Annotated in this window: 35 protein-coding genes; 3 read left to right on the forward strand and 32 right to left on the reverse strand. The window is 68.4% G+C overall.

Annotation, left to right across the window (positions count from 1 at the left end; all coding sequences use genetic code 11):
• Nucleotides 1-85: 85 nt before the first annotated feature.
• Complete coding sequence (locus AB8O64_RS15900) at nucleotides 86-847, reverse strand: hypothetical protein (protein ID WP_370419759.1); 762 nt, start codon at nucleotides 845-847, stop codon at nucleotides 86-88.
• Between the two features lie 211 nt (nucleotides 848-1,058).
• Here AB8O64_RS15900 and AB8O64_RS15905 point away from each other — a divergent pair, with 211 nt between their 5' ends.
• Both AB8O64_RS15905 and AB8O64_RS15910 read left to right on the forward strand, forming a co-directional pair.
• Nucleotides 1,059-3,233, forward strand: coding sequence for a glycosyltransferase family 4 protein (locus AB8O64_RS15905; protein WP_370419760.1), 2,175 nt, complete (start codon nucleotides 1,059-1,061; stop codon nucleotides 3,231-3,233).
• Nucleotides 3,234-3,384: 151 nt separating this feature from the next.
• Nucleotides 3,385-5,499 carry a glycosyltransferase family 4 protein gene (locus AB8O64_RS15910; RefSeq protein WP_370419761.1) on the forward strand — a complete coding sequence of 705 codons (2,115 nt, stop codon included), beginning with the start codon at nucleotides 3,385-3,387 and terminating at the stop codon, nucleotides 5,497-5,499.
• Between the two features lie 78 nt (nucleotides 5,500-5,577).
• Here AB8O64_RS15910 and truA read toward each other — a convergent pair whose 3' ends face one another.
• From truA to rpsJ, 31 genes are all read right to left on the reverse strand, one after another.
• The gene (gene truA / locus AB8O64_RS15915) at nucleotides 5,578-6,432 is read right to left on the reverse strand and encodes a tRNA pseudouridine(38-40) synthase TruA (protein ID WP_365372477.1); all 855 of its coding nucleotides are present in this window, start codon (nucleotides 6,430-6,432) and stop codon (nucleotides 5,578-5,580) included.
• An 82-nt stretch (nucleotides 6,433-6,514) separates the two neighbouring features.
• A complete protein-coding gene (gene rplQ / locus AB8O64_RS15920) occupies nucleotides 6,515-6,979 on the reverse strand; it encodes a 50S ribosomal protein L17 (protein ID WP_130878998.1) in 465 nt (154 codons plus the stop codon).
• Between the two features lie 168 nt (nucleotides 6,980-7,147).
• Nucleotides 7,148-8,170, reverse strand: a complete 1,023-nt coding sequence (locus tag AB8O64_RS15925; RefSeq protein ID WP_004946635.1) for a DNA-directed RNA polymerase subunit alpha — start codon at nucleotides 8,168-8,170, stop codon at nucleotides 7,148-7,150.
• Nucleotides 8,171-8,313: 143 nt separating this feature from the next.
• Nucleotides 8,314-8,718 carry a 30S ribosomal protein S11 gene (gene rpsK, locus AB8O64_RS15930; RefSeq protein ID WP_003948617.1) on the reverse strand — a complete coding sequence of 135 codons (405 nt, stop codon included), beginning with the start codon at nucleotides 8,716-8,718 and terminating at the stop codon, nucleotides 8,314-8,316.
• Between the two features lie 69 nt (nucleotides 8,719-8,787).
• Nucleotides 8,788-9,168, reverse strand: coding sequence for a 30S ribosomal protein S13 (gene rpsM, locus AB8O64_RS15935; protein ID WP_130878997.1), 381 nt, complete (start codon nucleotides 9,166-9,168; stop codon nucleotides 8,788-8,790).
• Between the two features lie 180 nt (nucleotides 9,169-9,348).
• Nucleotides 9,349-9,462, reverse strand: a complete 114-nt coding sequence (gene rpmJ, locus AB8O64_RS15940; RefSeq protein ID WP_003956441.1) for a 50S ribosomal protein L36 — start codon at nucleotides 9,460-9,462, stop codon at nucleotides 9,349-9,351.
• Between the two features lie 60 nt (nucleotides 9,463-9,522).
• Nucleotides 9,523-9,744, reverse strand: coding sequence for a translation initiation factor IF-1 (gene infA / locus AB8O64_RS15945; RefSeq protein WP_003956442.1), 222 nt, complete (start codon nucleotides 9,742-9,744; stop codon nucleotides 9,523-9,525).
• Between the two features lie 218 nt (nucleotides 9,745-9,962).
• On the reverse strand, nucleotides 9,963-10,799 hold the full coding sequence (gene map / locus AB8O64_RS15950) for a type I methionyl aminopeptidase (protein ID WP_370419762.1): 837 nt from the start codon (nucleotides 10,797-10,799) through the stop codon (nucleotides 9,963-9,965).
• Between the two features lie 246 nt (nucleotides 10,800-11,045).
• The gene (locus tag AB8O64_RS15955) at nucleotides 11,046-11,696 is read right to left on the reverse strand and encodes an adenylate kinase (protein WP_370419763.1); all 651 of its coding nucleotides are present in this window, start codon (nucleotides 11,694-11,696) and stop codon (nucleotides 11,046-11,048) included.
• Nucleotides 11,696-13,009, reverse strand: a complete 1,314-nt coding sequence (gene secY / locus AB8O64_RS15960) for a preprotein translocase subunit SecY (RefSeq protein ID WP_130878994.1) — start codon at nucleotides 13,007-13,009, stop codon at nucleotides 11,696-11,698. Before secY ends, AB8O64_RS15955 begins: the two co-directional genes overlap by 1 nt.
• 203 nt (nucleotides 13,010-13,212) lie before the next feature.
• The gene (gene rplO, locus AB8O64_RS15965; protein WP_130878993.1) at nucleotides 13,213-13,668 is read right to left on the reverse strand and encodes a 50S ribosomal protein L15; all 456 of its coding nucleotides are present in this window, start codon (nucleotides 13,666-13,668) and stop codon (nucleotides 13,213-13,215) included.
• Between the two features lies 1 nt (nucleotide 13,669).
• Nucleotides 13,670-13,852, reverse strand: coding sequence for a 50S ribosomal protein L30 (rpmD, locus tag AB8O64_RS15970; RefSeq protein ID WP_087927574.1), 183 nt, complete (start codon nucleotides 13,850-13,852; stop codon nucleotides 13,670-13,672).
• Nucleotides 13,852-14,454: a 30S ribosomal protein S5 gene (gene rpsE / locus AB8O64_RS15975; RefSeq protein WP_116212431.1), complete on the reverse strand. Its 603-nt coding sequence runs from the start codon at nucleotides 14,452-14,454 to the stop codon at nucleotides 13,852-13,854. The genes rpmD and rpsE overlap by 1 nt, the downstream gene beginning before the upstream one ends.
• A gap of 46 nt (nucleotides 14,455-14,500) precedes the next feature.
• On the reverse strand, nucleotides 14,501-14,884 hold the full coding sequence (rplR, locus tag AB8O64_RS15980) for a 50S ribosomal protein L18 (RefSeq protein ID WP_130878992.1): 384 nt from the start codon (nucleotides 14,882-14,884) through the stop codon (nucleotides 14,501-14,503).
• A gap of 3 nt (nucleotides 14,885-14,887) precedes the next feature.
• Nucleotides 14,888-15,427: a 50S ribosomal protein L6 gene (gene rplF, locus AB8O64_RS15985; RefSeq protein ID WP_130878991.1), complete on the reverse strand. Its 540-nt coding sequence runs from the start codon at nucleotides 15,425-15,427 to the stop codon at nucleotides 14,888-14,890.
• 21 nt (nucleotides 15,428-15,448) lie between these two features.
• Nucleotides 15,449-15,847 (reverse strand): 30S ribosomal protein S8, encoded by a 399-nt coding sequence (rpsH, locus tag AB8O64_RS15990; RefSeq protein WP_087927570.1) that lies wholly within the window; start codon nucleotides 15,845-15,847, stop codon nucleotides 15,449-15,451.
• Between the two features lie 229 nt (nucleotides 15,848-16,076).
• Nucleotides 16,077-16,262, reverse strand: coding sequence for a type Z 30S ribosomal protein S14 (locus tag AB8O64_RS15995; protein WP_030368403.1), 186 nt, complete (start codon nucleotides 16,260-16,262; stop codon nucleotides 16,077-16,079).
• Between the two features lie 5 nt (nucleotides 16,263-16,267).
• Complete coding sequence (gene rplE, locus AB8O64_RS16000) at nucleotides 16,268-16,828, reverse strand: 50S ribosomal protein L5 (RefSeq protein WP_130878990.1); 561 nt, start codon at nucleotides 16,826-16,828, stop codon at nucleotides 16,268-16,270.
• Entirely contained in the window at nucleotides 16,828-17,151 is a 324-nt protein-coding gene (gene rplX, locus AB8O64_RS16005) for a 50S ribosomal protein L24 (RefSeq protein ID WP_130878989.1), read from the reverse strand. The genes rplE and rplX overlap by 1 nt, the downstream gene beginning before the upstream one ends.
• Nucleotides 17,152-17,154: 3 nt before the next feature.
• Nucleotides 17,155-17,523 carry a 50S ribosomal protein L14 gene (gene rplN, locus AB8O64_RS16010; RefSeq protein WP_099199421.1) on the reverse strand — a complete coding sequence of 123 codons (369 nt, stop codon included), beginning with the start codon at nucleotides 17,521-17,523 and terminating at the stop codon, nucleotides 17,155-17,157.
• Nucleotides 17,524-17,655: 132 nt separating this feature from the next.
• Nucleotides 17,656-17,937, reverse strand: coding sequence for a 30S ribosomal protein S17 (gene rpsQ / locus AB8O64_RS16015; RefSeq protein ID WP_030026328.1), 282 nt, complete (start codon nucleotides 17,935-17,937; stop codon nucleotides 17,656-17,658).
• Nucleotides 17,937-18,161 carry a 50S ribosomal protein L29 gene (gene rpmC / locus AB8O64_RS16020; protein ID WP_030368408.1) on the reverse strand — a complete coding sequence of 75 codons (225 nt, stop codon included), beginning with the start codon at nucleotides 18,159-18,161 and terminating at the stop codon, nucleotides 17,937-17,939. Before rpmC ends, rpsQ begins: the two co-directional genes overlap by 1 nt.
• The gene (gene rplP, locus AB8O64_RS16025; protein WP_130878988.1) at nucleotides 18,161-18,580 is read right to left on the reverse strand and encodes a 50S ribosomal protein L16; all 420 of its coding nucleotides are present in this window, start codon (nucleotides 18,578-18,580) and stop codon (nucleotides 18,161-18,163) included. Before rplP ends, rpmC begins: the two co-directional genes overlap by 1 nt.
• A 5-nt stretch (nucleotides 18,581-18,585) precedes the next feature.
• Entirely contained in the window at nucleotides 18,586-19,416 is an 831-nt protein-coding gene (gene rpsC, locus AB8O64_RS16030; RefSeq protein ID WP_130878987.1) for a 30S ribosomal protein S3, read from the reverse strand.
• Entirely contained in the window at nucleotides 19,416-19,763 is a 348-nt protein-coding gene (rplV, locus tag AB8O64_RS16035; RefSeq protein WP_370419764.1) for a 50S ribosomal protein L22, read from the reverse strand. The genes rpsC and rplV overlap by 1 nt, the downstream gene beginning before the upstream one ends.
• A gap of 41 nt (nucleotides 19,764-19,804) precedes the next feature.
• Entirely contained in the window at nucleotides 19,805-20,086 is a 282-nt protein-coding gene (gene rpsS / locus AB8O64_RS16040; protein ID WP_030890751.1) for a 30S ribosomal protein S19, read from the reverse strand.
• Nucleotides 20,087-20,098: 12 nt separating this feature from the next.
• Nucleotides 20,099-20,935, reverse strand: coding sequence for a 50S ribosomal protein L2 (gene rplB, locus AB8O64_RS16045; protein WP_130878986.1), 837 nt, complete (start codon nucleotides 20,933-20,935; stop codon nucleotides 20,099-20,101).
• A 39-nt stretch (nucleotides 20,936-20,974) separates the two neighbouring features.
• Nucleotides 20,975-21,307, reverse strand: coding sequence for a 50S ribosomal protein L23 (gene rplW / locus AB8O64_RS16050; protein ID WP_130878985.1), 333 nt, complete (start codon nucleotides 21,305-21,307; stop codon nucleotides 20,975-20,977).
• Complete coding sequence (gene rplD, locus AB8O64_RS16055) at nucleotides 21,307-21,981, reverse strand: 50S ribosomal protein L4 (protein ID WP_130878984.1); 675 nt, start codon at nucleotides 21,979-21,981, stop codon at nucleotides 21,307-21,309. The genes rplW and rplD overlap by 1 nt, the downstream gene beginning before the upstream one ends.
• Nucleotides 21,982-21,988: 7 nt before the next feature.
• On the reverse strand, nucleotides 21,989-22,633 hold the full coding sequence (gene rplC, locus AB8O64_RS16060; RefSeq protein ID WP_086567349.1) for a 50S ribosomal protein L3: 645 nt from the start codon (nucleotides 22,631-22,633) through the stop codon (nucleotides 21,989-21,991).
• A gap of 13 nt (nucleotides 22,634-22,646) precedes the next feature.
• The gene (gene rpsJ, locus AB8O64_RS16065) at nucleotides 22,647-22,955 is read right to left on the reverse strand and encodes a 30S ribosomal protein S10 (protein ID WP_003948644.1); all 309 of its coding nucleotides are present in this window, start codon (nucleotides 22,953-22,955) and stop codon (nucleotides 22,647-22,649) included.
• A gap of 647 nt (nucleotides 22,956-23,602) precedes the next feature.
• Between rpsJ and AB8O64_RS16070 the strand changes: the two genes are divergently transcribed.
• Entirely contained in the window at nucleotides 23,603-25,744 is a 2,142-nt protein-coding gene (locus AB8O64_RS16070) for a PIG-L family deacetylase (protein WP_370419765.1), read from the forward strand.
• Nucleotides 25,745-25,831 lie beyond the last annotated feature (87 nt).

A 25,831-nucleotide genomic window follows, 5' to 3' on the forward strand; every position in this document is an offset into this window, starting at 1 on the left:
GCCGCGAGGCGGTCTCACGCACGGACGGACGGTGAAGGGGCGCGGGCGGGGCGCGGCGCGGCCGGGCGCGCGGCGCCCCGGAGGTTCAGCCCGTCGCCTTGGCGGTCCTCTCCACCTTGGCGACCTGCGCCTTCACCAGGTTGGGGTCCATCGTGGCCTTGGCCGGGTCCATCATGTTCGCGGCGAAGATCATGGAAACGTTGGCCCCGCTGCGCACCACCGTGTAGAGACTCGGCGCGCCGGAGGCCTTGTCCACGGCGCGGTAGGCGACGGCCTCGTCGCCCAGCTTCGGCGCGTCGAGGCGCTCGACCGCGCCGAACGTCTGCCGGGTGCCCGCGCCGGTGGTCATCTCGAAGCCGTCCTTGCAGTCCCGGACGGCTTCGCCGAGGTTCGCGAGCGTTCTCTCGGCGCCGTCCCCCTCGTACGAGGACACTTCCAGCATGCCCATGCCGCCCATGGCCCCGGCCTTGGAGTCCTGCACGCCGAAGGTGCTGACGGCCCAGGCGGTGGGCGCCGGGTCCGGGGAGGAGCCGAGGAGGGCCGCGAGCGGCTGGCACTCGGCCCGCTTGGCCTTGGGGGCCTTCGCGCTGGTGAACTCCTCCTTCGACATCCTGGTGACGGCGTATCCCTTGGCGTCCGCCGATTCCAGGACGGCCGAGGCCACCCGCGCCTTGTCGAGCGCCTTGGCCCCGGAGCCGGGGCCCTTGGTGGTGGCGCGGTCGTCGCCGAGGGTCCTGGCAGTCCTGTCGCCGCCGCCCCCGCCGTCGTCCGAACCGCCGCACGCGGTCGTCATTCCCAGCGCGGCCACCGCCGCGACGGCCCCCACCAGACGCACCACAGTCCGCATCACGATCCCAACCCCTTGTGTTCGTGGCGAAAAGCGCCGTATGCCCGCTATCGGCGCTTGCAGGTCCTTTACCTATACATCTACAGTTCGGTCACTCGTACTAACGGGCGTACTCATCGCGCACCGTACCGAGCGGTAGACCAGTTCCGCAGGGATCGCCAGGGAGAGGGGCCCGCGCGGCGCCCGGGGGGTGGCGCGCTTCCGTACGCTCATGAAGATCGCGTTTCTGATTCACAACGCCTACGGCATCGGCGGCACCATCCGCGCGACCGCCAACCTCGCCGGCGCGCTCGCCGCCCGCCACGACGTCGAGATCGTCTCGGTCTACCGCGGGGCCGACACGCCCCAGCTGCCCGTCAGCGGCAAGGTCAGGCTGACCTCGCTGATCGACATCCGCAAGGACGCGGCGGGCTGCGAGAGCGACAACGAACTCCAGCAGGAGCCGAGCGCGCTGCTGCCGCACCCCGAGGGCTCGGTCAAGGCGTTCACCCGCCTCGCCGATCTGCGCGTCTCGCAGTACCTGGAGGCCACCGACGCGGACGTCGTGATCGCCACCCGGCCCGGGCTGCTGGTCTATCTCACCGAGTGCGCCACCGACCGCGGCTTCCTGCGTATCGGCCAGGAGCACCTCATCCACGGCTCCCACGCGCCGAGCATCCGTGCCGCCCAGGACCGCGCCATCCCCCGCCTCGACGCGCACACCACCGTCTCCGAGGCCGACGCCGTCACCCACCGCGAGCACTTCCCGGACGCCCGCACGCACATCGTCGCGCTGCCCAACGGCGTGCCCGCCGGCGCGGTCGAGCCCTCCGAGAGCGACACCAAGCTGGTCGTCGCCGCCGGGCGGCTCATCCCCGTCAAGCGCTACAGCCTGCTCGTCGAGGCCTTCGCCAAGGTGGCCGCCGAGCGCCCCGACTGGACCCTGCGCATCTACGGCCGCGGCCCCGAGCGCGCCGCGCTCCGCACGCAGATCGACGAGCTCGGCCTGAACGAGCACATCCAGCTCATGGGCCCCCACTCCCCCATCGAGACCGAGTGGGCCAAGGGCTCCATCGCCGCCGTCACCTCGGACTACGAATCGTTCGGCATGACGATCGTCGAGGCCATGCACTGCGGTGTCCCGGTCGTCGCCACGGACTGCCCGCACGGGCCCGGCGAGATCATCAACGACGGCACCGACGGCCTCCTCGTCCCCGTCGGCGACGCCGACGGCATCGCCAAGGGCCTCCTCAAGCTCATCGAGGACGACGAACTCCGCCGCGCCATGGGCCGCGCCGCCCGCGAGTCCGCCCAGCGGTACGCGCCCGCGCGCATCGCCGAGCGGTTCGAGGAGATCGTCCGTACGCTCCGCCCCGAGCTGCTGCCCCAGGCGCCCGCACCCGCGGCCCCGGCGGCCAAGGCCGCCAAGCCGGCCCCCGCCGCGACCCCGGCGAGCAGCCTGCGCCGCACCGCCGCCCGCCTCGTCCGCCCGCTGCGCCGCAAGCCCGCGCCCGCGGCCCCCGCCCCGGTCGCCGTCCCCACGCCCGCGCCGCTCAAGGCGCTGCGGCCCAAGGCGTCCGCCCGCGCGACCGCGGACGGCGGCCTCGCCGTGCGGCTGCCCCGCGCCGGGGTCACCGGCGAGTGGCTGACCCTCGTCGGCCGGCTGCGCGGCACCGACGGCACCGGGGCCGGCGAGCGCATCGTGCTGCCGCTCGCCCACCCCGGCTACGGCAAGGGCCCGCTGACGGCCGTCCTCGACCGGGCCGGCACCCGGCTCGCCGAGGGCCGCTGGGACTTCCACGTCGAGCGGGCCGACGACGGCAAGCGCGCCCGCGTCGGCGCAGCCCTCGTCGAGCAGGCCCGGCTGCTGACCCTGCCGCTGACCGACGACGGACAGGTCTCCGCCTGGGTCCCCTACACCACCGCCGCGGGCTCCCTGACCCTGCGCACCTGGCTGCGCCCGGCCCACGCCGAACTGGAGCGGATCGCCGTCGGCGAGGACTCCCTCACCGTGACCGCCCTCCTGTACGGCGACGCCGCCGTCCTCGACCCGCAGGCCACCACCCTGGTCGCCGTGTCGCCGGAGGACAGCGCGTACGACGTCGAGGTCCCGGTCACCGCCCTGGACGGCCGGCGGCTGCGCTGCACCCTGCCCTACGAGCGGCTCCTCACCCGGCGCGGCACCGCGCGGGACGTCTGGCAGCTGCGGCTGCGGCCCGCCCCGGGCGCGCCGCTCGTGCCCGTCGGGCGGCTCGTCGGCGACAGCGTGGACCGCAAGCGCACCGACGTCCACCCGGCCCGCACCCTCACCCATCCCGAGCGCGGACCGGTCGCCGTTCGACCGGTGTTCGACCCCGAGAACGACCTCACCCTTGACGTCCGGGATGTGACGCAAGCCACAATGTAGGCTGCGCAGGCAACCGATACCCCTCCCAACGGTCTTAACCGGCGGATCGGACCGCAGCTACCGAGCGATCCGGTCAAGAGGGGACGACTCGGACACCCAGGCCAGGGGGAAGGACGGACGCGACGCCGCGACGCGCCGCGCACACACCGCCATGAAGATCTCTTTCCTTTTGCAGAACGCCTACGGCATCGGCGGCACCATCCGCTCCACGTTCAACGTCGCCGGCGCGCTCGCCGCCCGGCACGACGTGGAGATCGTGTCGATCCACAGAACCGGTGGCACGCCCAAGCTCCCCCTGCACGGCAAGGTCAAGCTCGTCCACCTCGTCGACACCCGGGCCGAGACCGGCGCCGACCGGGACAACCCGCTGCTCCAGCAGGACAGCGCACACGTCCCGCCCGTCGAGGCCAAGGGCGCCCACTTCAGCGCCCTCACCGACAAGCGCGTCGCCGAGCACCTCGCCCGCACCGACGCCGACGTCGTGATCGCCACCCGGCCCGGCCTGGTGATGTACCTCGCCGAGTTCGGGCAGGACCGCTATCTGCGGATCGGCCAGGAGCACCGGATCTACGGCACCCACGAGCCGAACATCCGCGCCGCCCAGGACCGCGCCATCCCGCACCTCGACGCGCACACCGCCGTCTCCGAGGCCGACGCGACCACCCACCGCGAGCAGTTCCCGGGGATCAGGACCAAGCTGATCGCCCTGCCGAACGGCGTCCCGGCGTCCGAGGTCGAGCCCTCCGACGGCAGCGCCAAGCTGGTCGTCGCCGCGGGCCGCCTCATCCCCGTCAAGCGCTACGACCTGCTGGTCAAGGCCTGGGCCACCGTCGCCGCCGCCCACCCCGACTGGCGCCTGCGCATCTACGGCCGCGGCCCCCAGCAGGCCAAGCTGCGCGAGCAGATCGACACGCTCGGCCTGAACGAGCACATCACGCTCATGGGCGCCCACTCCCCCATCGAGACCGAGTGGGCCAAGGGCTCCATCGCCGCCGTGACCTCCCGCGAGGAGTCCTTCGGCATGACGATCGTCGAGGCGATGAACTGCGGTGTCCCCGTCGTCGCCACCGACTGCCCGCACGGGCCCGGCGAGATCATCAACGACGGCACCGACGGCCTCCTCGTCCCCGTCGGCGACGCCGACGGCATCGCCAAGGGCCTCCTCAAACTCATCGAGGACGACGAACTCCGCCGCGCCATGGGCCGCGCCGCCCGCGTCTCCGCCGAGCGCTACCACCCGGACTCCATCGCCCGGCAGTACGAGGAGCTGATCGCGAGCCTGGGCGGCGACACCACCGCCACCACCACGGCCCGCACGACCACGGACGAGGCCGCGTCCGCACCCGTACCGCTGGCGAAAATGCTGCGCCGCACCGCCGGGAAGATCATCCGCCCGCTGCGCCGCACCGTGGCCAAGCCCGCCAAGCCCACGGTGAAGGCGGCCCTCAAGGAAATCGTCCGCAAGCCGCTGCGCTGCACCGCCTCCTGCCGCGTCGACGCCGACGGCAACATCCACGTCTCCGTCGACCGCAAGGGCCTCTCCGGCGACAACCTCTCCCTGACGGTCACTCGCCGCAAGGAGGGCAAGCCCGTCAGCGTCCCCCTCCGGCAGCCGACCACCGCGACCGGCCCCTGGACGGCCGTCCTCGACCGCCGCGAACTGCGCCTCGGAGAAGGCCGCTGGGACCTGCACGTCGTCCGGGGCGAGGACGGCGCCCGCCGCCGGGTCGTCTCCCATCTCGCCGAAGGCCGCGGCCTGGTGGAGCTGGAACCGCTGCCCGGCACCCCGTTCACCTGGTGGATCCCCTACCCGACCGTCGACGGCTACCTCGCGCTGCGCGCCTGGCACCGCACCCGGCACGCGGAGGCCCGCGCGGTGCGCCAGGGCGGTGCCGCGCTGATGGTCGAAGGAACCCTGCACGGCGTCGAGTTCACCTCGGAGAGCAACCCGATCGTCGTCGGCACACCGCGCGTCGAAGGTGCCGAGCCGGTGACGGCGGAGGCGATCGTCGTGGACAAGACGGCCTTCACCGTCGCCCTGCCCTACGACCGGCTGCGCGCCGCCCGCGCGGTCGGCGAGAACACCGTCTGGGACCTGGCCCTGCGGCTGACCCCGGACGGCGAACCCATCAAGATCGCCCGACTCGTCGGCGACATCGTCGACCGCAACAAGACGGACCTCTACCCGACCGTGGACGGCGTCCGCCCGTACTTCACGGTCAACAGCGATTTGGCAGTCAGCTGCCCAGCGCCGGACGGGGATTAAGAAGGGGCCGGCCGGACGGGCGACAAAACAGCCCGTCCGGCGATTGAGGACCGGGGCCCGGGGCGGAGCCCCGACTCCCTAGCAGCAACCCCCACCAGGCAGCGTCCGCTTGTTGCGCGCTTCCCGGTTACGCGCGGCAAGCGCAGAGTCGGCCGGATACCCGACCTCCTCCAGCGTCAGCCCGTGCGGCCGCACCACATGCACCGCGGAATCCCGCACCCGCGCGGCCAGCACCTTGCCGGGCCACTCCACCGGCCGGTGCCCGTCGCCGACGAACAGCAGCGCGCCCACCAGCGAACGCACCATGTTGTGACAGAAGGCGTCCGCCCGTACGGTCGCGGTGACGACACCGGACGCGTCGCGCTCCCAACTCAGCTGCTGGAGCGTACGGATGGTCGTCGCCCCCTCACGCTTCCTGCAGTACGCGGCGAAGTCGTGCTCACCGAGCAGCGCCTGCGAGGCGGCGTTCATCGCCTCGACGTCCAACGGCCAGTCGTGCCACAGGACATGACCGCGCAACAGCGGATCGACACCACCGATGTGGTCGACCACCCGATAGGCGTACCGCCGCCAGACCGCCGAGAAGCGGGCGTTGAAACCGGCCGGTGCCTCCGCGACCTTCCACACCCGCACATCGTGCGAGAGTCGGCCGGCGAGCCGGCGCAGCAGCTTCTCCTCGTGCTCGGCCCACACCTCGACCGGCAGATCGACGTGCGCGACCTGCCCGCGCGCGTGCACACCCGAGTCCGTACGGCCGGCGACCGTCAGCTCGTAGGTCACGTCGGAACGGGTCACCGTCCGGAGCGCGTTCTCGATCTCGCCCTGCACCGTGCGCTGTCCCGCGCGCTGCTTGGCCCAGCCGGAGAAGTCCTTGCCGTCGTACGACAGGTCCAGCCGCACCCGGACGAAACCGGGCTCCGCCTCGTCACTCACCAGAGTTCCTCTCAGAAATGCGGGACGGGCCCGCCCCCTGGCAAGAGGGAGCGGACCCGTCCGTACACACGCATCAAATGCGTCAGGCGTCCTTGGACTCCTCGGCCGGAGCCTCGGCAGCAGCCTCGGACTCCTTGACCGCACGCTTGGTGGCGGCCTCGGCCTCGGCGACGGTCGCCTTCTTGGCGATCTCGCCCTCGACGAGCTCGATCACGGCCATCGGGGCGTTGTCGCCACGACGGTTGCCGATCTTCGTGATACGGGTGTAACCACCCGGACGCTCGGCGAAACGCGGGGCGATCTCGGTGAAGAGCACGTGGACGATGCTCTTGTCCGTGATCGTCTGCAGCACCTGGCGACGGTTGTGGATGTCGCCCTTCTTCGCCTTGGTGATCAGACGCTCGGCGACCGGACGAAGGCGACGGGCCTTGGCCTCGGTGGTGGTGATGCGGCCGTGCTCGAAGAGCGACTTGGCAAGGTTCGCCAGGAGCAGCTTCTCGTGCGCGGCGCTGCCGCCCAGACGGGCACCCTTTGCGGGACGCGGCATGGTGTTTCTCCTTGTTCTCTGCACCGGCCGTATCAGGTACCGATGTCAGGTCCGGTGGACGGTTGCCCACCAGAAGTCTTGGTGCGCCGGGGCAGGCGTACCTGCCCCGGCCGAATCAAGCCCGTCCGGCGATTGAGGACAAGGCCTCAGCCGCCGGACGGGTCAGGATCAGTACTGCTCGGTCTCGACGAAACCCGCGTCCGCGTCGTCGTCGGCGCCAAAGGCGTCGGCAGCGGCGGTCGGGTCGAATCCGGGCGGGCTGTCCTTGAGGGCCAGGCCCATGCCGGCCAGCTTCGCCTTGACCTCGTCGATCGACTTCGCACCGAAGTTGCGGATGTCGAGCAGGTCGGCCTCGGAGCGGGCGACGAGCTCACCCACGGAGTGGATGCCCTCACGCTTGAGGCAGTTGTACGAGCGGACCGTGAGCTCGAGCTCCTCGATCGGCAGCGCCAGGTCGGCGGCAAGAGCGGCGTCCGTGGGGGACGGGCCCATGTCGATGCCCTCGGCGTCGATGTTGAGCTCGCGGGCCAGACCGAACAGCTCGACCAGGGTCTTACCGGCGGACGCCATGGCGTCACGCGGGCGCATGGCCTGCTTGGTCTCGACGTCGACGATCAGCTTGTCGAAGTCGGTGCGCTGCTCGACACGGGTCGCCTCGACCTTGTAGGTGACCTTGAGAACCGGCGAGTAGATGGAGTCGACCGGGATACGGCCGATCTCCTGGCCCACCTGCTTGTTCTGGACGGCGGAGACGTAGCCGCGACCGCGCTCGACGGTCAGCTCCATCTCCAGCTTGCCCTTGGCGTTCAGGGTCGCCAGGACCAGGTCGGGGTTGTGCACCTCGACGCCGGCCGGGGGGGCGATGTCAGCAGCGGTGACCAGGCCGGGGCCCTGCTTGCGCAGGTACATCACGACCGGCTCGTCGTGCTCCGAGGAGACGACCAGCTGCTTGATGTTGAGGATGAGGTCGGTGACGTCTTCCTTGACGCCCGGCACGGTGGTGAACTCGTGCAGGACACCGTCGATGCGGATGGACGTGACCGCCGCACCCGGGATCGAGGAGAGGAGCGTACGACGCAGGGAGTTGCCGAGGGTGTAGCCGAAGCCCGGCTCCAGCGGCTCGATCACGAACCGGGAGCGGAACTCGTCGACGACCTCTTCGGTCAGCGAGGGGCGCTGAGCGATCAGCATGAGATGTTGCCTTCCAGTCTTAGGCACCCACTATTTGATGCCTAGGTCCAAGGGTACGGGCGGCACGGCTCGAAGGAGCCGTACCGCCCGTGTGCCGTGTCAAGCGGCGCGAAGATGATCAGCGGGCCTCGCGGCCCGTCGGATCAGACGCGGCGACGCTTGGGCGGACGGCAGCCGTTGTGCGGGGTCGGGGTGACGTCCTGGATGGAGCCAACCTCGAGGCCGGTCGCCTGCAGCGAACGGATGGCGGTCTCACGACCGGAACCCGGACCCTTGACGAAGACGTCGACCTTGCGCATGCCGTGCTCCTGCGCGCGACGGGCAGCCGACTCGGCGGCCATCTGCGCGGCGAACGGAGTGGACTTGCGCGAGCCCTTGAAGCCGACGTGGCCGGCGGAGGCCCAGGAGATCACGTTGCCCGTGGGGTCCGTGATCGAGACGATGGTGTTGTTGAACGTGCTCTTGATGTGGGCGTGCCCGTGAGCGACGTTCTTCTTTTCCTTGCGGCGCACCTTCTTGGCTGCACCCTGACGGCCCTTAGGAGGCATGTCTTTACTCCTGTGGAGTGGAGGTGATCGGTCCTACAGCGAAGACCGCTGATGAGCGTCCGCTGAGGACTACTTCTTGCCCGGCTTCTTCTTGCCGGCGATCGCGCGACGCGGGCCCTTGCGGGTACGAGCGTTCGTGCTGGTGCGCTGACCGTGGACGGGCAGGCCACGACGGTGGCGCAGACCCTGGTAGCAGCCGATCTCGACCTTGCGGCGGATGTCGGCCTGGATCTCGCGACGGAGGTCACCCTCGGTCTTGAGGTTCGCGTCCACGTACTCGCGGAGCTTGACCAGGTCCTCTTCGGCCAGGTCACGAACGCGGGTGTTGGGGTTGACGCCGGTCGCTTCCAGCGCCTTCTGCGACTGGGTGCGCCCGATGCCGAAGACGTAGGTGAGGGCGACCTCAACGCGCTTGTCGCGCGGAAGGTCAACGCCGGAAAGGCGTGCCATTGATTGGCTCCTGTGTGTCGGAGGTCTTCCGCAGCACCGTTCCCGTAAGAGTTACGAGCCGGGTCCCCGGCCTCCGCCGGGGGTGTCGTCCCCTCGCGTGATCACGCGGGGGTCGGGTGTCTGCGTATGTACAAAAATTCGCTTGCGTCGCGCGAAGTACTGCGAGGTGCAGGTTCTGCGTCAGCCCTGGCGCTGCTTGTGGCGCAGGTTGTCGCAGATGACCATGACCCGGCCGTGACGGCGGATCACCTTGCACTTGTCGCAGATCTTCTTGACGCTCGGCTTGACCTTCATGGGATGTGAGGTTCTCCGGGTCAGTGCCGTCACCCCACCGAAGGGGGGCGTCGACAAGATCTACTTGTAGCGGTAGACGATCCGGCCACGCGTCAGGTCGTAGGGAGACAGCTCCACGACGACCCGGTCATCCGGGAGGATGCGGATGTAGTGCATCCGCATCTTGCCGCTGATGTGCGCGAGGACCTTGTGACCGTTCTGGAGCTCTACCTTGAACATCGCGTTCGGCAGAGACTCGATCACGGTGCCCTCGATCTCGATGGCACCTTGCTTCTTGGCCACGCTTCGCCTTTCGAATCGGCTACCTTGATCGACTCTCCTGAGCCCATACCTATACGGACGCAGGCATGGGGATACACGAGAGCCGACGCATCAGTCTACGTCAGGGCAACCGGAAAGACTAATCCAGGTCCATTGCCCCGCCGCAAAGATCCTTAAGCTGGCTCAGGCCTCGCTCACCAGAGCGAGACCGCTCCCGCGGGACCGGCGCATACCCGGCTCTACGCCAGCGGGTCGGGCGCCGCCACGACGCCGTACTCGGCGAGCTTCGCCTTGCCGCCGTCGACCGCCGTGAGGACCAGCGGGCCCTCCTCGGTGAGCGCCACGGAGTGCTCCCAGTGCGAGGACCAGGTGCCGTCGTCCGTCAGGACCGTCCAGTCGTCCTCGAGGACGTGCGTACGGGCCGTGCCGAGGCTGACCATGGGCTCGATGGCGATGCAGAAGCCGGGGACCAGCTTCGGGCCCTTGCCGCGCTTGCGGGAGACGTAGTTCAGCAGGTGCGGGTCCATGTGCATCTCGCTGCCGATGCCGTGCCCGCCGTAGTCCTCGATGATCCCGTACTTCCCCGACGCCGGGCGGGGCTGGCGGCGGATGTAGCCCTCGATGGCCCGGGAGATGTCCACCAGGCGGTTGCCGTTCTTCACGGCGGCGATACCGGCCCACATGGACTCCTCGGTCACCCGGGAGAGCTCCAACAGCTCCGGGGCGTGCCCGGTGCCCACGAAGGCCGTGAAGGCGGCGTCACCGTGCCAGCCGTCGATGATGGCGCCGGCGTCGATGGAGATGATGTCGCCGTCCTTGAGGACGGTCTTGGAGTCCGGGATGCCGTGCACGACGACCTCGTTCACCGAGGTGCAGATCGTGGCGGGGAAACCGCCGTAGCCCAGGAAGTTCGACTTCGCACCGTGCTCGGCGATCACCTTGCGGGCCACCTCGTCCAGGTCCTTGGTCGTGGCGCCGGGTACGGCCGCCTCCCGGGTGGCGGCGTGGATGGCGGCGACGACCAGCCCCGCCTCGCGCATCTTCGCGATCTGGTCCGGGGTCTTGATCTCGACCATGACGGCTGGCGCCTTTCTGAACGACGGATGGGACCTCGGCGGCTTTTCGCCGCCACGCATCTGGTGACGGTGGCCCACGGGACCGTCGTCAGGCTCTGCCCCGAGGGCGTGAGCGCGTCGGAGGAGGTCCGGCGAGCCCGGGGCGTCCTCGGTCCTGCGCGGGGCGTGACCGCCCCATACACAATACGGCCGCGATGCCCGTGCGGGCATCGCGGCCGTATGAGACTGCTGGTGTGACCGGCGAGGTCAGTCGCGGTCCAGCGCGGCCATGGCCCGCTGGGTGACCTCGGCGACCTTGCCGAGCGCCGAGATCGTCACCACGAGGCCCTGGGCCTTGTAGTAGTCGATGATCGGCTCGGTCTCGCTGTGGTAGACCTCGAGGCGCTTGCGGACGGTCTCTTCGCTGTCGTCCTCGCGCTGGTACAGCTCGCCGCCGCAGGCGTCGCAGACACCCTCGGTCTTCGGCGGGTTGTAGATCGCGTGGAAGACGTGGCTGCTCTCGTTGCGGCAGATCCGGCGACCGGCGATCCGCTTGACGACCTCGTCCTCCGGGACCTCCAGGTCCAGGACGGCGTCGAGCTTCAGCCCGTCGGCCTTCAGGATCCCGTCCAGCGCCTCGGCCTGGGCCAGGTTGCGCGGGAAGCCGTCCAGCAGGAAGCCGTCGGCGGCGTCGGCCTGCTCCATGCGGTCCTTGGCCATGCCGATGGTGACCTCGTCCGGCACGAGCTGGCCGGCGCGCATGTACTCCTGGGCCTTCTGCCCGAGCGGTGTGCCCTGGCTGATGTTCGCCCGGAAGAGGTCGCCCGTCGAGATGTGCGGGATCGCGAGGTTCTTGGCAAGGTACGCGGCCTGCGTTCCCTTGCCGGCGCCGGGCGGCCCGACGAGGACGATTCGCATCAGCGGAGGAACCCTTCGTAATTGCGCTGCTGAAGCTGGCTCTCGATCTGCTTCACAGTCTCCAGGCCAACACCGACGATGATCAGGATGCTGGTTCCACCGAACGGGAAGTTCTGGTCCGCGTTAAGTGTGACCAGAGCCACGGTCGGCACGAGGGCGATCAGGCCCAGGTAGAGAGAGCCGGGCCACGTGATGCGATTCAGCACGTAGCTCAGGTACTCCGCGGTGGGACGTCCTGCCCGGATACCCGGGATGAACCCACCATACTTCTTCATATTGTCGGCAACTTCTTCGGGGTTGAAGGAGATGGCGACATAGAAGAACGCGAAGAAGACGATCAGCAGGAAGTACGTGGCCATGTAGATCGGGTGGTCACCCTTGACCAGGTTGGCCTGGACCCAGTTCGCCCAGCCCGCCTTGGAGTTGGTGAACTGCACCAGCAGGGCCGGGATGTACAGCAGCGACGAGGCGAAGATGACCGGGATCACGCCCGCCTGGTTGACCTTGAGCGGAATGTAGGTGGACGTGCCGCCGTAGGAACGACGGCCGATCATGCGCTTGGCGTACTGAACGGGGATCCTGCGCTGGGCCTGCTCGACGAAGACGACGAGGCCGACCATCGCCAGACCGCACAGGATGACCAGGCCGAACTCCAGCCAGCCGCCCATCAGGTTGCCCTGCATCTTGATCGCCCAGAGGGCGCCCGGGAAGCCGGCGGCGATGGACGTGAACATCAGGATCGACATGCCGTTGCCGATGCCGCGGTCGGTGATGAGCTCACCGAGCCACATGATCAGCGCGGTGCCCGCGGTCATCGTGATGACCATGACGGCCGTGGCGAAGATCGACTTGTCCGGCACGATCTGGTTGCCCACGGTGCAGTTGCCGAAGAGCGCGCCGTTGCTGGCGGTGGCCACCAGGCCGGTGCCCTGCAGGATCGCGAGGGCGACGGTCAGATAACGCGTGTACTGCGTGATCTTGGCCTGGCCGGTCTGGCCCTCCTTCTTGAGGGCTTCCAGACGTGGAATGACGACGGTGAGCAACTGCAGGATGATGCTCGCCGTGATGTACGGCATGATCCCGAGCGCGAAGATCGTGATTTGCAGCAGCGCGCCACCGCTGAACATGTTCACGAGGCCGAAGAGGCCCTGACCGCTCTTGGCCTGGTCCATGCACGTCTGAACGTTCTGGTAGTCGACGCCGGGAACGGGTACGTGCGCCCCGAGCCGGAAGAGCACCATGATGCCCAGCGTGAACAGCAGCTTCTTGCGCAGGTCGGGCGTCTTGAACGCCCGGGCGAACGCGGTGAGCACGGTGCCTCCTGCGCCCCTCACGCAGCCGCGCGAGAGGTGACGGTCTTGAGGATCGACGAATACATATCAGTCAAAATCCGCACGGACTCATGGCCGCGCGGACTGTAACAGTGCACGCCACCTTACCGGCGACCGTGCCCCCCTTGGAACGACCAACCGGGGATGCCCCTTTTGGGACATCCCCGGTTGTCAGATCAACGAGCTCAGACGAGCTCGGTGACGGTGCCGCCAGCGGCGACAATCTTCTCCTGGGCGGAGCCGGAGACGGCGTCAACCGTCACCTGCAGCGCCACGGAGATCTCGCCGGTGCCGAGCACCTTCACGAGCTGGTTCTTACGAACCGCGCCCTTGGCGACCAGATCGGCCACCGTGACCTCGCCACCCTGCGGGTAGAGCGCGGCCAGCTTGTCCAGGTTCACCACCTGGAACTCGACGCGGAACGGGTTCTTGAAGCCCTTGAGCTTCGGCAGACGCATGTGGAGGGGCATCTGCCCGCCCTCGAAGCGCTGCGGAACCTGGTAACGGGCCTTGGTGCCCTTGGTACCACGACCTGCGGTCTTACCCTTGGACGCCTCACCACGACCCACACGGGTCTTGGCGGTCTTGGCGCCCGGGGCGGGCCGGAGGTTGTGGACCTTCAGCGGGTTCTGCTCCGCCATGTCAGTCGACCTCCTCAACCGTCACGAGGTGGCGGACGGTCTGCACCATGCCGCGGATCTCGGGACGGTCCTCCTTGACAACCACGTCGTTCAGGCGCTTGAGCCCGAGCGAACGCAGGGTGTCGCGGTGGTTCTGCTTGCTACCGATGTAGGACTTAACCTGCGTGACCTTGAGGCGAGCCATTACGCACCCGCCCCGGCACGCGCCCGCAGCAGTGCGGCGGGGGCGACGTCTTCCAGCGGCAGGCCACGACGGGCCGCGATCTCCTCGGGGCGCTGAAGGCCCTGAAGCGCGGTCACCGTGGCGTGCACGATGTTGATCGGGTTCGAAGAACCGAGCGACTTCGACAGGATGTCGTGGACGCCGGCGCACTCGAGCACCGCACGCACCGGGCCACCGGCGATAACACCGGTACCGGGGGAAGCAGGCTTGAGCAGGACGACGCCCGCGGCCTTCTCGCCCTGGATGGGGTGCGGGATGGTGCCCTGGATGCGCGGGACCTTGAAGAAGTTCTTCTTGGCCTCTTCCACGCCCTTGGCGATGGCCGCGGGAACTTCCTTGGCCTTGCCGTATCCGACACCTACGGTGCCGTCACCGTCGCCCACCACGACCAGCGCGGTGAAGCTGAAGCGGCGACCACCCTTGACAACCTTGGCGACGCGGTTGATCGCGACAACGCGCTCAACGTACGCGGTCTTCTCGGCGGCAGCGCCACCGTCGCGACCCTTCCGGTCCCGCCGCTCGCCGCCACCGGCACCGCTTCCGCGGCGCTGGGGTCCAGCCATTGGATTTACCTCTCTCTGTTACGTCCGCTAGCTCCGGAACCGGGGCTTAGAACTTCAGCCCGGCTTCGCGGGCGGCGTCCGCCAGAGCGGCAATGCGCCCGGCGTACTGGTTGCCACCGCGGTCGAACACGACGGCCTCGACGCCGGCGGCCTTCGCACGCTCGGCGACAAGCGCGCCGACCTGCTTGGCCAGGGCGCTCTTGTCACCCTCGCCGCCACGGATGGACGAGTCCAGGGTCGACGCCGACGCGAGCGTGTGGCCCGCGATGTCGTCGATGACCTGGGCCACCATGTGGCGGTTCGAGCGCGTCACCACGAGGCGGGGACGCTCGGGCGTGCCGGAAATCCGCTTACGAACGCGGATGTGGCGACGCTTAATGGCGGCACGCTTGTAGGCGTCGCCCTTAGCGATCTTCACACCGTATGCCATGGCTTACTTACCAGCCTTTCCGACCTTGCGGCGGATGACCTCACCCGCATACTTCACGCCCTTGGCCTTGTAAGGGTCAGGCTTGCGAAGCTTGCGGATGTTGGCGGCGACCTCGCCGACCTTCTGCTTGTCGATGCCCTCGACGCTGAGCTTGGTCGGGGACTCCACCTTGAAGGTGATGCCCTCGGGGGCCTCGATCAGGATCGGGTGGCTGTAGCCCAGGGCGAACTCCAGGTTGGAGCCCTTCGCCTGGACGCGGTAACCGACACCGCTGATCTCAAGAGCCTTGCTGTAGCCCTGGGTCACGCCGGTGATCATGTTCGCCACCAGCGTGCGGGACAGGCCGTGCAGGGCCTTGTTCTGACGCTCGTCGTTCGGACGAGTGACGACAAGAGTGCCGTCCTCGGCCTTAGCGATCTCGATGGGCGCGGACACGGCGTGCGCGAGGGAACCCTTGGGGCCCTTCACGTGCACCGTACGGCCATCGATGGTGACGTCCACACCAGCGGGAACCTGGATGGGCAGCCGTCCAATACGCGACATTGGCTTTTCCTCCGTTCCCGATTACCAGACGTAGGCGAGGACTTCCCCACCCACGCCCTTCTTGCTGGCCTGCTGGCCGGTCAGGAGACCGTGGGACGTGGAGATGATCGCCACGCCCAGGCCGCCGAGGACCTTCGGCAGGTTGGTGGACTTTGCGTAGACCCGCAGGCCCGGCTTCGAGATGCGCTTGATGCCGGCGATCGAGCGCTCGCGGTTCGGGCCGAACTTCAGCTCGAGGGTCAGGGACTTGCCGACCTCGGCGTCCTCGACCTTCCAGCCGGTGATGTAGCCCTCCTGCTGGAGGATCTCCGCGATGTGCGACTTGATCTTGCTGTGCGGCATCGACACGGAGTCGTGGTATGCCGAGTTAGCGTTTCGCAGACGCGTCAGCATGTCTGCGATCGGATCGGTCATGGTCATGTTTGGCCTTCGGCCTCTCTCGCCGTGGTTTCCTATCTGCGCCATCCCTCTCCCCGAGCAGAGTCGGGACGGGTGCGGCGCGGGGACCTACGGCGTAGTAAGACGGTCATGGGCGGCGGGCGCCCAACCCTTCTACTGTACGCGAGCGAAAACGCAACGCGACAAGATCAGGTCGGGCGACCGCCATCCAGGATGCTTACCGAGAGCCCTGGACACCCCAAGTGGGGTGTTACCAGGAGCTCTTGGTCACGCCCGGCAGCTCGCCACGGTGAGCCATCTCACGAAGGCACACGCGGCAGAGGCCGAACTTGCGGTAAACGGAGTGCGGGCGGCCGCAGCGCTGGCAGCGGGTGTACGCGCGCACACCGAACTTCGGCTTGCGGGCAGCCTTGGCAATAAGAGACTTCTTCGCCATCTCGCTTACGCCTCCTTGAAGGGGAAGCCGAGGTGACGAAGGAGGGCGCGGCCCTCGTCGTCGTTGGTCGCCGTGGTGACCACGGTGATGTCCATACCCCGGACGCGGTCGATCTTGTCCTGGTCGATCTCGTGGAACATGACCTGCTCCGTGAGACCGAAGGTGTAGTTGCCCCGACCGTCGAACTGCTTCGGGGACAGACCACGGAAGTCGCGGATGCGCGGCAGCGCGAGCGACAGCGTACGGTCCAGGAACTCCCACATGCGGTCACCGCGGAGGGTGACGTGGCAGCCGATCGGCTGCCCCTCACGCAGCTTGAACTGCGCGATCGACTTGCGGGCCTTGGTCACGGCCGGCTTCTGGCCCGTGATCGTGGTGAGGTCGCGAATCGCGCCGTCGATCAGCTTGGAGTCGCGGGCGGCGTCGCCCACACCCATGTTGACCACGATCTTGGTCAGGCCGGGGACCTGCATGACGTTCTCGTACGAGAACTCCTCACGGAGCTTCGCGGAGATCTCGTCGCGGTAGCGCTGCTTGAGACGCGGTGCGTTGGTGGTGGCAGTCATCAGATGTCCTCACCGGTGCGCTTGGCAACGCGGATCTTGTTGCCCTCGTCGTCGAAGCGGTAACCGACACGAGTGACGACCTTCTTGCCGTCCTTCTCCACGACGAGCTGAACGTTGCTCACGTGGATGGGGGCCTCGGTCGTCACAATGCCGCCGGTCTGCGAACCACGAGCGGTCTGGCCGGCCTTGGTGTGCTTCTTGACCCGGTTGACACCCTCGACCAGGACGCGGTTCTCACGGGGCATGGCCACGATGACCTTGCCCTGCTTGCCCTTGTCCTTGCCGGTGATGACCTGAACCAGGTCGCCCTTCTTGATCTTCATCGGTTACAGCACCTCCGGCGCGAGCGAGACGATCTTCATGAACTTCTTCTCGCGCAGCTCTCGGCCCACCGGGCCGAAGATACGGGTGCCGCGGGGGTCACCGTCGTTCTTGAGAACGACAGCGGCGTTCTCGTCGAAACGGATGTACGAGCCGTCGGGACGGCGGCGCTCCTTGACGGTGCGAACGATGACGGCCTTGACGACGTCACCCTTCTTCACGTTGCCACCGGGGATCGCATCCTTGACGGTGGCGACGATGACGTCACCGATGCCCGCGTAGCGGCGACCCGAGCCACCGAGAACACGGATGCAAAGGATCTCCTTGGCACCAGTGTTGTCGGCGACGCGAAGTCGCGACTCCTGCTGGATCACGTCTATCTCCTGATCGTCTGCCGGTTCCCGGCGGGGGCTTCAGTTGCCCGAAGCCCCACGCCGAGCCTGGCGGAACTTATCCGAGGGAAACCCCTCAGACGGTTTCTTTGGAATTCCCTTGCGGGAATTTCCTTACTTGGCCTTCTCGAGGATCTCGACGATGCGCCAGCGCTTGCTCGCCGACAGCGGACGCGTCTCCATGATGAGGACGCGGTCGCCGACGCCGGCAGCGTTCTGCTCGTCGTGCGCCTTGAGCTTGTTCGTACGGCGGATGACCTTGCCGTACAGCGCGTGCTTGACGCGGTCCTCGACGGCGACGACGACGGTCTTGTCCATCTTGTCGCTGACGACGAGACCCTCACGGGTCTTGCGGAAGCCGCGCTCGTTCGTCTCAGTCACATTCTTCTCGCTCATCAGGCGCTCTCCACCGTCTCGATGCCCAGCTCGCGCTCGCGCATCAGGGTGTAGATCCGGGCGATGTCCTTACGGACGGACTTGAGCCGACCGTGGTTCTCGAGCTGCCCGGTCGCCGCCTGGAAGCGGAGGTTGAACAGCTCTTCCTTGGCCTCACGGAGCTTCGCGACGAGGTCCTCGTCGTTCAGCTCACGCAGCTCGGTCGCCTTGATACCAGCGGCCATCACGACTCACCTGCCTCGCGCCGAACAATCCGGCACTTCATCGGAAGCTTGTGAGCAGCGCGGGTGAGCGCCTCACGAGCAGTCTTCTCGTTCGGGTAGGACAGTTCGAACATCACCCGACCGGGCTTGACGTTCGCGATCCACCACTCCGGCGAACCCTTACCGGAACCCATGCGGGTCTCGGCAGGCTTCTTCGTCAGCGGACGGTCCGGGTAGATGTTGATCCACACCTTGCCGCCACGCTTGATGTGACGGGTCATGGCGATACGAGCGGACTCGATCTGGCGGTTGGTGACGTACGCCGGCGTGACGGCCTGGATGCCGTACTCGCCGAACGCCAGCTCCGTGCCGCCCTTGGCCATACCCGACCGCTTCGGGTGGTGCTGCTTGCGGTGCTTGACCCTGCGAGGGATCAGCATGTCGGTCAGGCCTCCGTTCCGGTGGTCTCTGCCGGAGCAGCGGCGGTCGCGTCGGCCTTGGGGGCCTCGGCGGCAGCGCTCTGCTGCGGCTTGCGGCCGCGGCCGCCACGCTCGCCGCCACGGCCACCACGGGCCGGACGGTCCTGGGCGCCACCGCGCGACGGGCGGTTGCCCGCACGGGCGGCAGCGTTCTCGGCGCGGACCTCGGCGATGTTCTTGACGTCGCCCTTGTAGATCCAGACCTTCACACCAATACGACCGAAGGTCGTCTTGGCCTCGAAGAAGCCGTAGTCCACGTTCGCGCGGAGCGTGTGCAGGGGCACACGGCCCTCGCGGTAGAACTCCGAGCGGGACATCTCGGCGCCGCCGAGACGGCCACCGCACTGGATCTTGATGCCCTTGGCGCCGGCCTTCATGGTCGACTGCATGCTCTTACGCATGGCGCGACGGAAGGAGACGCGGGAGGAGAGCTGCTCGGCGACGGCCTGGGCCACCAGCTGAGCGTCCACCTCGGGGTTCTTGACCTCGAGGATGTTCAGCTGGACCTGCTTGCCGGTCAGCTTCTCCAGCTCGCCGCGGATGCGGTCGGCCTCGGCGCCACGGCGGCCGATGACGATGCCCGGACGAGCGGTGTGGATGTCGACGCGGACGCGGTCGCGGGTGCGCTCGATCTCAACCTTCGAGATACCGGCGCGCTCCATGCCCTTCGTCATCATGCGACGAATGGCAACGTCTTCCTTGACGTAGTCCTTGTACAGCTTGTCGGCGTACCAGCGCGACTTGAAGTCGGTGGTGATGCCGAGCCGGAACCCGTGCGGGTTTACCTTCTGGCCCATTACCGGGTTCCTTCCTTGCTGCTGACGACCACGGTGATGTGGCTGGTCCGCTTGCGGATCCGGTAGGCACGGCCCTGGGCACGCGGACGGAACCGCTTCAGGGTCGGGCCCTCGTCGACGTACGCCTCGCTGATGACCAGCGAGGAGGCGTCCGTGTGGTCGTAGTTGTGCGCGGCGTTGGCAAGGGCGCTGTCAAGCACCTTGCCGACCGGCACGCTGGCGGCCTGCGGGGCGAAACGCAGGACCGCCTGAGCCTCCGTGGCATCCATGCCACGGATAAGGTCCACCACGCGGCGGGCCTTCATGGGCGTGACGCGGATGTACCGCGCCTGGGCCCTGGCTTCCATGGTTGTCCCTTCGGTGTCGTTCATAGTCTTCGCACCCCGCCTTAGCGGCGCTTCGACTTGCGGTCGTCCTTGACGTGGCCGCGGAAGGTGCGGGTCGGCGCAAACTCGCCGAGCTTGTGGCCGACCATGGACTCGGTGACGAACACCGGGACATGCGTCTTGCCGTTGTGCACCGCGAGCGTGTGGCCGAGCATGGCCGGCACGATCATGGAGCGACGGGACCAGGTCTTGATGACGTTGTGGGTACCTGCTTCGTTCTGAGCGTCCACCTTCTTGATGAGGTGGTCGTCGACGAAGGGCCCCTTCTTGAGACTACGCGGCATCTAAACCCGCTCCTAGCGCTTCTTGTTCGTCTTGCGGCGGCGGACGATGTACTTGTTGGACGCCTTCTTCGGCGAACGAGTACGACCCTCCTTCTGACCCCACGGCGAGACCGGGTGGCGACCACCGGAAGTCTTGCCTTCACCACCACCGTGCGGGTGGTCAACCGGGTTCATCGCGACACCGCGGACGGTCGGGCGAACGCCCTTCCAGCGCATACGGCCGGCCTTGCCCCAGTTGATGTTCGACTGCTCGGCGTTGCCGACCTCGCCAACAGTGGCGCGGCAGCGGACGTCGACCAGGCGGACCTCGCCGGACGGCATGCGCAGGTGGGCGTAAGCGCCCTCCTTCGCCAGCAGCTGCACGGACGAACCGGCGGAGCGGGCGAACTTGGCGCCACCACCGGGACGGAGCTCGATCGCGTGGATCGTGGTACCGACCGGGATGTTGCGCAGCGGGAGGTTGTTGCCCGGCTTGATGTCGGCGCCAGGGCCGTTCTCAATCCGGTCACCCTGGCCGAGCTTGGCCGGGGCGATGATGTAGCGCTTCTCGCCGTCTGCGTAGTGCAGGAGCGCGATGCGCGCGGTGCGGTTGGGGTCGTACTCGATGTGCGCGACCTTGGCCGGCACGCCGTCCTTGTCGTGACGACGGAAGTCGATCACTCGGTAGGCGCGCTTGTGGCCACCGCCCTGGTGGCGAACGGTCACACGACCGGCGTTGTTACGGCCGCCCTTGCTGTGCAGGGGGCGGACCAGCGACTTCTCCGGCGTGGACCGCGTGATCTCGACAAAGTCGGCGACGCTGGAGCCACGACGGCCCGGGGTCGTCGGCTTGTACTTGCGGATACCCATTTCTCAGTCCTCGTCCGATTCCGGACGACTCGGACTCCGTTAGGAGACCGGGCCGCCGAAGATGTCGATACGGTCGCCCTCGGCAAGGGTCACGATGGCGCGCTTGGTGTTGGCGCGCTTGCCGAAACCGGTGCGGGTGCGCTTGCGCTTGCCCTGGCGGTTGATCGTGTTGACCCCGGTGACCTTGACCGAGAAGACCGCCTCGACGGCCTGCTTGATCTGGGTCTTGTTGGCGCGCGGGTCGACGATGAACGTGTACTTGTTCTCGTCCAGCAGCGCGTAGCTCTTCTCGGAGACCACCGGCTTGACCAGGATGTCACGGGGGTCCGTGTAGGTCTTGCTGGTGATGACCGCTGCAGTCTGCTCGCTCATCAGGCGTCGCTCCCTTCGAGCTCAGCCTCGGAAGCGGTGGCCTTGGCGGCCGCGGCGGGGCCCGCCACGAAGCGCTCGAAGGCAGCCTGCGTGAAGACCACGTCGTCGGAGACGAGCACGTCGTACGTGTTCAGCTGGCCCGGCTCCAGGATGTGCACCTGGGGCAGGTTGCGGGCGGACAGCCACGCGGCCTCGTCGGCGCGGTCGACGACCAGGAGCAGGTTCTTGCGCTCCGAGATCTTGCCGAACAGCGTCTTGGCGGCCTTGGTGGAGACCTCGCCCTCGACCACGCCGGTGACGACGTGGATGCGGCTGTTGCGGGCCCGGTCGGTGAGGGCACCGCGCAGGGCGGCGGCCTTCATCTTCTTCGGGGTCCGCTGCGAGTAGTCACGCGGCACGGGACCGTGCACGACGCCACCACCGGCGAACTGCGGGGCGCGGGTCGAGCCCTGGCGCGCGCGGCCGGTGCCCTTCTGGCGGTAAGGCTTCTTGCCACCGCCGCGGACCTCGCCACGAGTCTTCGTCTTGTGCGTGCCCTGACGGGCAGCGGCCAGCTGGGCGACGACGACCTGGTGGATCAGCGGAACGCTGACCTTCGCGTCGAAGATCTCCGTGGGGAGCTCGACGGTCCCGGCCTTGTCGCCTGCCGGCGAAAGGATGTCAATGGTGCTCATCGTTACCTCAGGCCCCCTTGGCCGCGGTACGGACCAGGACGAGGCCGCCGTTCGGACCAGGAACCGCGCCCTTGATGAGGAGCAGGCCCTTCTCCGCGTCAACGGCGTGGACGGTCAGGTTCTGGGTGGTGACCCGCTCGTTGCCCATACGGCCTGCCATGCGCAGACCCTTGAAGACACGGCCCGGGGTGGCGCAGCCACCGATGGAACCGGGGGAGCGGTGCTTGCGCTGGGTGCCGTGACCGGCGCCGAGGCCCTTGAAGTTGTGACGCTTCATGACACCGGCGAAGCCCTTGCCCTTGCTCTTGCCGGTGACGTCGACCTTGACGCCCGACTCGAACACGGCAGCGGTGATCTCCTGGCCGAGCGTGTACTCGCTGGCGTCAGCGGTACGCAGCTCCACCAGGTGGCGGCGCGGGGTGACGTCGGCCTTGGCGAAGTGACCCTTGAGGGGCTTGTTCACCTTGCGCGGGTCGATCTCGCCGAAGGCGATCTGGACCGACTCGTAGCCGTCGCTGTCGTTGGTGCGGACCTGGGTGACGACGCAGGGCCCAGCCTTGACGACGGTCACCGGGACAACCCGGTTGTTCTCGTCCCAGACCTGGGTCATGCCGAGCTTCTCGCCCAGGACGCCCTTAATGTTCTTAGCCATCTCGCGCGTCACCTCAGAGCTTGATCTCGATGTCGACGCCCGCCGGCAGGTCGAGGCGCATGAGCGAGTCAACCGTCTTCGGCGTGGGGTCGAGGATGTCGATGAGGCGCTTGTGCGTGCGCATCTCGAAGTGCTCGCGCGAGTCCTTGTACTTGTGCGGCGACTTGATGACGCAGTACACGTTCTTCTCAGTGGGCAGCGGCACCGGGCCCGCGACCGACGCACCAGTACGCGTCACCGTCTCGACGATCTTCTTCGCCGAGCTGTCGATGACCTCGTGGTCGTAGGCCTTGAGCCGGATGCGGATCTTCTGTCCCGCCATGGCTACTTCGTAGTCCTGTCTCTCGTAACGCTCTGGGACTCGGTGTGCTGCGCCTCTGCTGAAGCGCCACCCTTCTCCGACCCACGCGGTCGGGCGTGTCGCGCCCCTTCCAGTAAAATCTCCCGAAGGAAATTCCCTGATGAAGGGGGCTGTGGGGGAAGGGCACCCACCGAGCGCCTGGCCGGGGCCACGCTGACACTTCCCGGAAGATTCCCGTACTTCCACCCCGTACCCCTACTGAAACAGCAGGAGCGTGCGGTGACGAGTACTGCGGGACTCGCTTCCAGTCCTCCCGGCGGGAGGCGCGCAGCATTGGCACTCAACCGAGCAACCTGAACAGTGTGCCATACGTGCGGGAAGGTGCGCCAATCGCAGCCGAAGAAGGTACCCCGACCGGCTCAGTTGTCAAACCACCCCGCCGACATACGGGACACTATGGGCCTTGAGTTTCCCGCCGCCCCGACTGCCTCGTCCGGGCTCGTCCGGCTCGTCCGTATCTTCCGGCACCGGCCGCTCGACCCGAATCTTGCCCAATCCGTTAACAGGCATTGTCGGGTCTTGGGCAACCGACGCGATTCCCTCGCCGTCCCCTAACACGCTGGGGCAGCCGGGGACCAGGCGCTGCACGACGGGACGGAGTCACGGAGTTGAACATCTCACCGCGCTGGGCCATCTCCCGCAGGGCCGCGCTCACCGGTGCGGCGGCGGCCACGCTGGTCACCGCGGTGGGCTGCAGCGGCGGCGACTCCGGGAAGAACCGGCCCGGCGGCTCGAAGCCCACCCGGGCGGTCGACCCCAGGGCAACACAATCGTTCGACGACGGCAAGCACGCCCTGCTCCTGCAGATCATGGCGCACCCCGACGACGACCTGTACTTCATGAACCCCGACGCCGAGAACATCGCCGGAGCCGGGGTGCCCGTCGTCTCGGTGTACGTGACGGCCGGCGAGGCGGTCGGGCGGAACTGGATCGAGGGGATGCCGAAGACCAAGCCGGACAAGGCCGCCTACGCCTCCGCCCGGCACCAGGGGCTGCGGCAGGCGTACGCCGAGATGATCGGCATGGACAAGTTCTCGGCCTGGAAGAAGTCCGTCATGGACCTCCCCGGGGGCGTGAAGGCCGAGGCCAACGAGCTGAGTGACGGGAAGCACACGGTCCGGCTGATCTTCCTGAACATCGCCATGCAGTCGGCGAACAACGTGCGCATCCCGCACCTGTGGGAGGACCCGCGCGCCGCCATGCAGAGCCTGGTCTCCACCGGCTCGCCCTGCACCACGGTCAGCACCTACCGGCACGACACGCTGGTGGACGCACTGGCCGCGATCATGGACCGGTTCAAGCCGACGGTGATCCACACCCTGGACCCCGACCCCGACTACCAGGTCCACGACGCCACCCACCCCAAGGACAACGACTACGGGGCGTGCTCGGACCACCGCGACCACACGCCGACCGCGCTGTTCTCCTGGAAGGCCATGTCCCAGTGGGCGGCCGACACCATCAAGCGCGACGGCCGGGCGCCCCGCTTCACCACCACCGCCTTCCGCGGCTACTACAACCAGCGCTGGCCGCACAATCTGCCGCAGGACGTCGTGGACGCCAAGCACCGCCTGGTCCAGGCGTACGGCGGGGACCCGTCCTGGGAATGCTCCAACGCCGCCGGCTGCGGAGACTACGGCCAGGGCGGCGACCGCCCGCTGAAGAACCGCAAGGGCTGGATCCGCTCCACCCACTACCGCTACCCCGGCGCGATGCCCGTGGCCGACACCGACCGGGCCGGGCGCCTGGAGGCGTACGGCGTGCTGGGCACCCAGGCCGTGCGCTGGGTGGAGTCCTCCCCCGGCAGCGGCCGCTGGGGCGCGCCGCAGAACCTCGGCGGCGGCCCCCTCGCGCCCGCCCTCGCCTCGGTCAAGGACAGCGCCGGGCGCCGACTGCTGTTCGCGCTGCGCTTCTCCGCCCTCGACAGCCGGGCCAACACCCGCGAGATCGCCGTCCTGGAGCAGCGCGAGCCCGGCGGGGCCTTCAAGGCCTGGAGTGGCCTCGGCAACCCCGAGCGCAAGCCCGACCGGGGCCGCCGCGTCGGCATGCCGGCCGCGATCGCCACCCCCGACGGGCGGGTCCACCTCTTCGTCCGCAACGCCGGCAAGGGCCTCTCCAGCCGGGTCCGCGAGCCCGACGGCCGGTGGGGGAAGTGGCAGAGCCTGCACGGCCAGGAGATCCAGGACGGCCTGACCGTCGTGCTGGACCGGGACAAGCGTGTGCACGTCTTCGGCGCGGGCCGCGACACCGTGCACCACTGGGCCCAGGACACCCCCTCCGGGCCGGTCCGCCACCAGCCGCTGACCGGCCTGCCCCAGCCCGGTGACCAGCCCGCGGCGGCCGTCGGCCCCGACGGCGGGCTGAACGTCGTCTACCGCACCCCGGCGGCCCGGGAGCCGGTGGTCTACCGCTTCGTCCCCGGCGGCGGGGGCGGGCAGCAGGTGTCCGCCGCCGAGCAGGTCAGCGGCACCGGTCTGGAGAACTTCGCGGGTTACGGGCCGATCGTCGCGCAGTCCGTGGCCGCCCGCGGCAAGGACACGGTCATGGTGCTGGGCCGGGCCGTGAACGGCCAGATACAGCTCCAGGACGCGGCGGACCCCGGCTCCGAACCACGGCGCCCGGCGGGCTCCCTTGTCCCCGTGGGCACGCCCTCGCTGCTCACGGACGCGGGACAGCAACTGTGCGCGGTGGCCCTCGGCCCGGGCGCCACCCCGTGGGTCTGGCGCGCGGGCCCCGCCGCGGGCGCCTGACCGGCGCCGCACACGACCGCGCCCCGGGCCGAGGGTGACCTCCGGGGGCCGGCCGGAGTTCTCGTCCGTGCGCCGGCCTGCCGGGCG

It is taken from the genome of Streptomyces sp. QH1-20, from assembly GCF_041283565.1.
In the GTDB taxonomy this organism is placed as follows: Bacteria; Actinomycetota; Actinomycetes; order Streptomycetales; family Streptomycetaceae; genus Streptomyces; species Streptomyces syringius.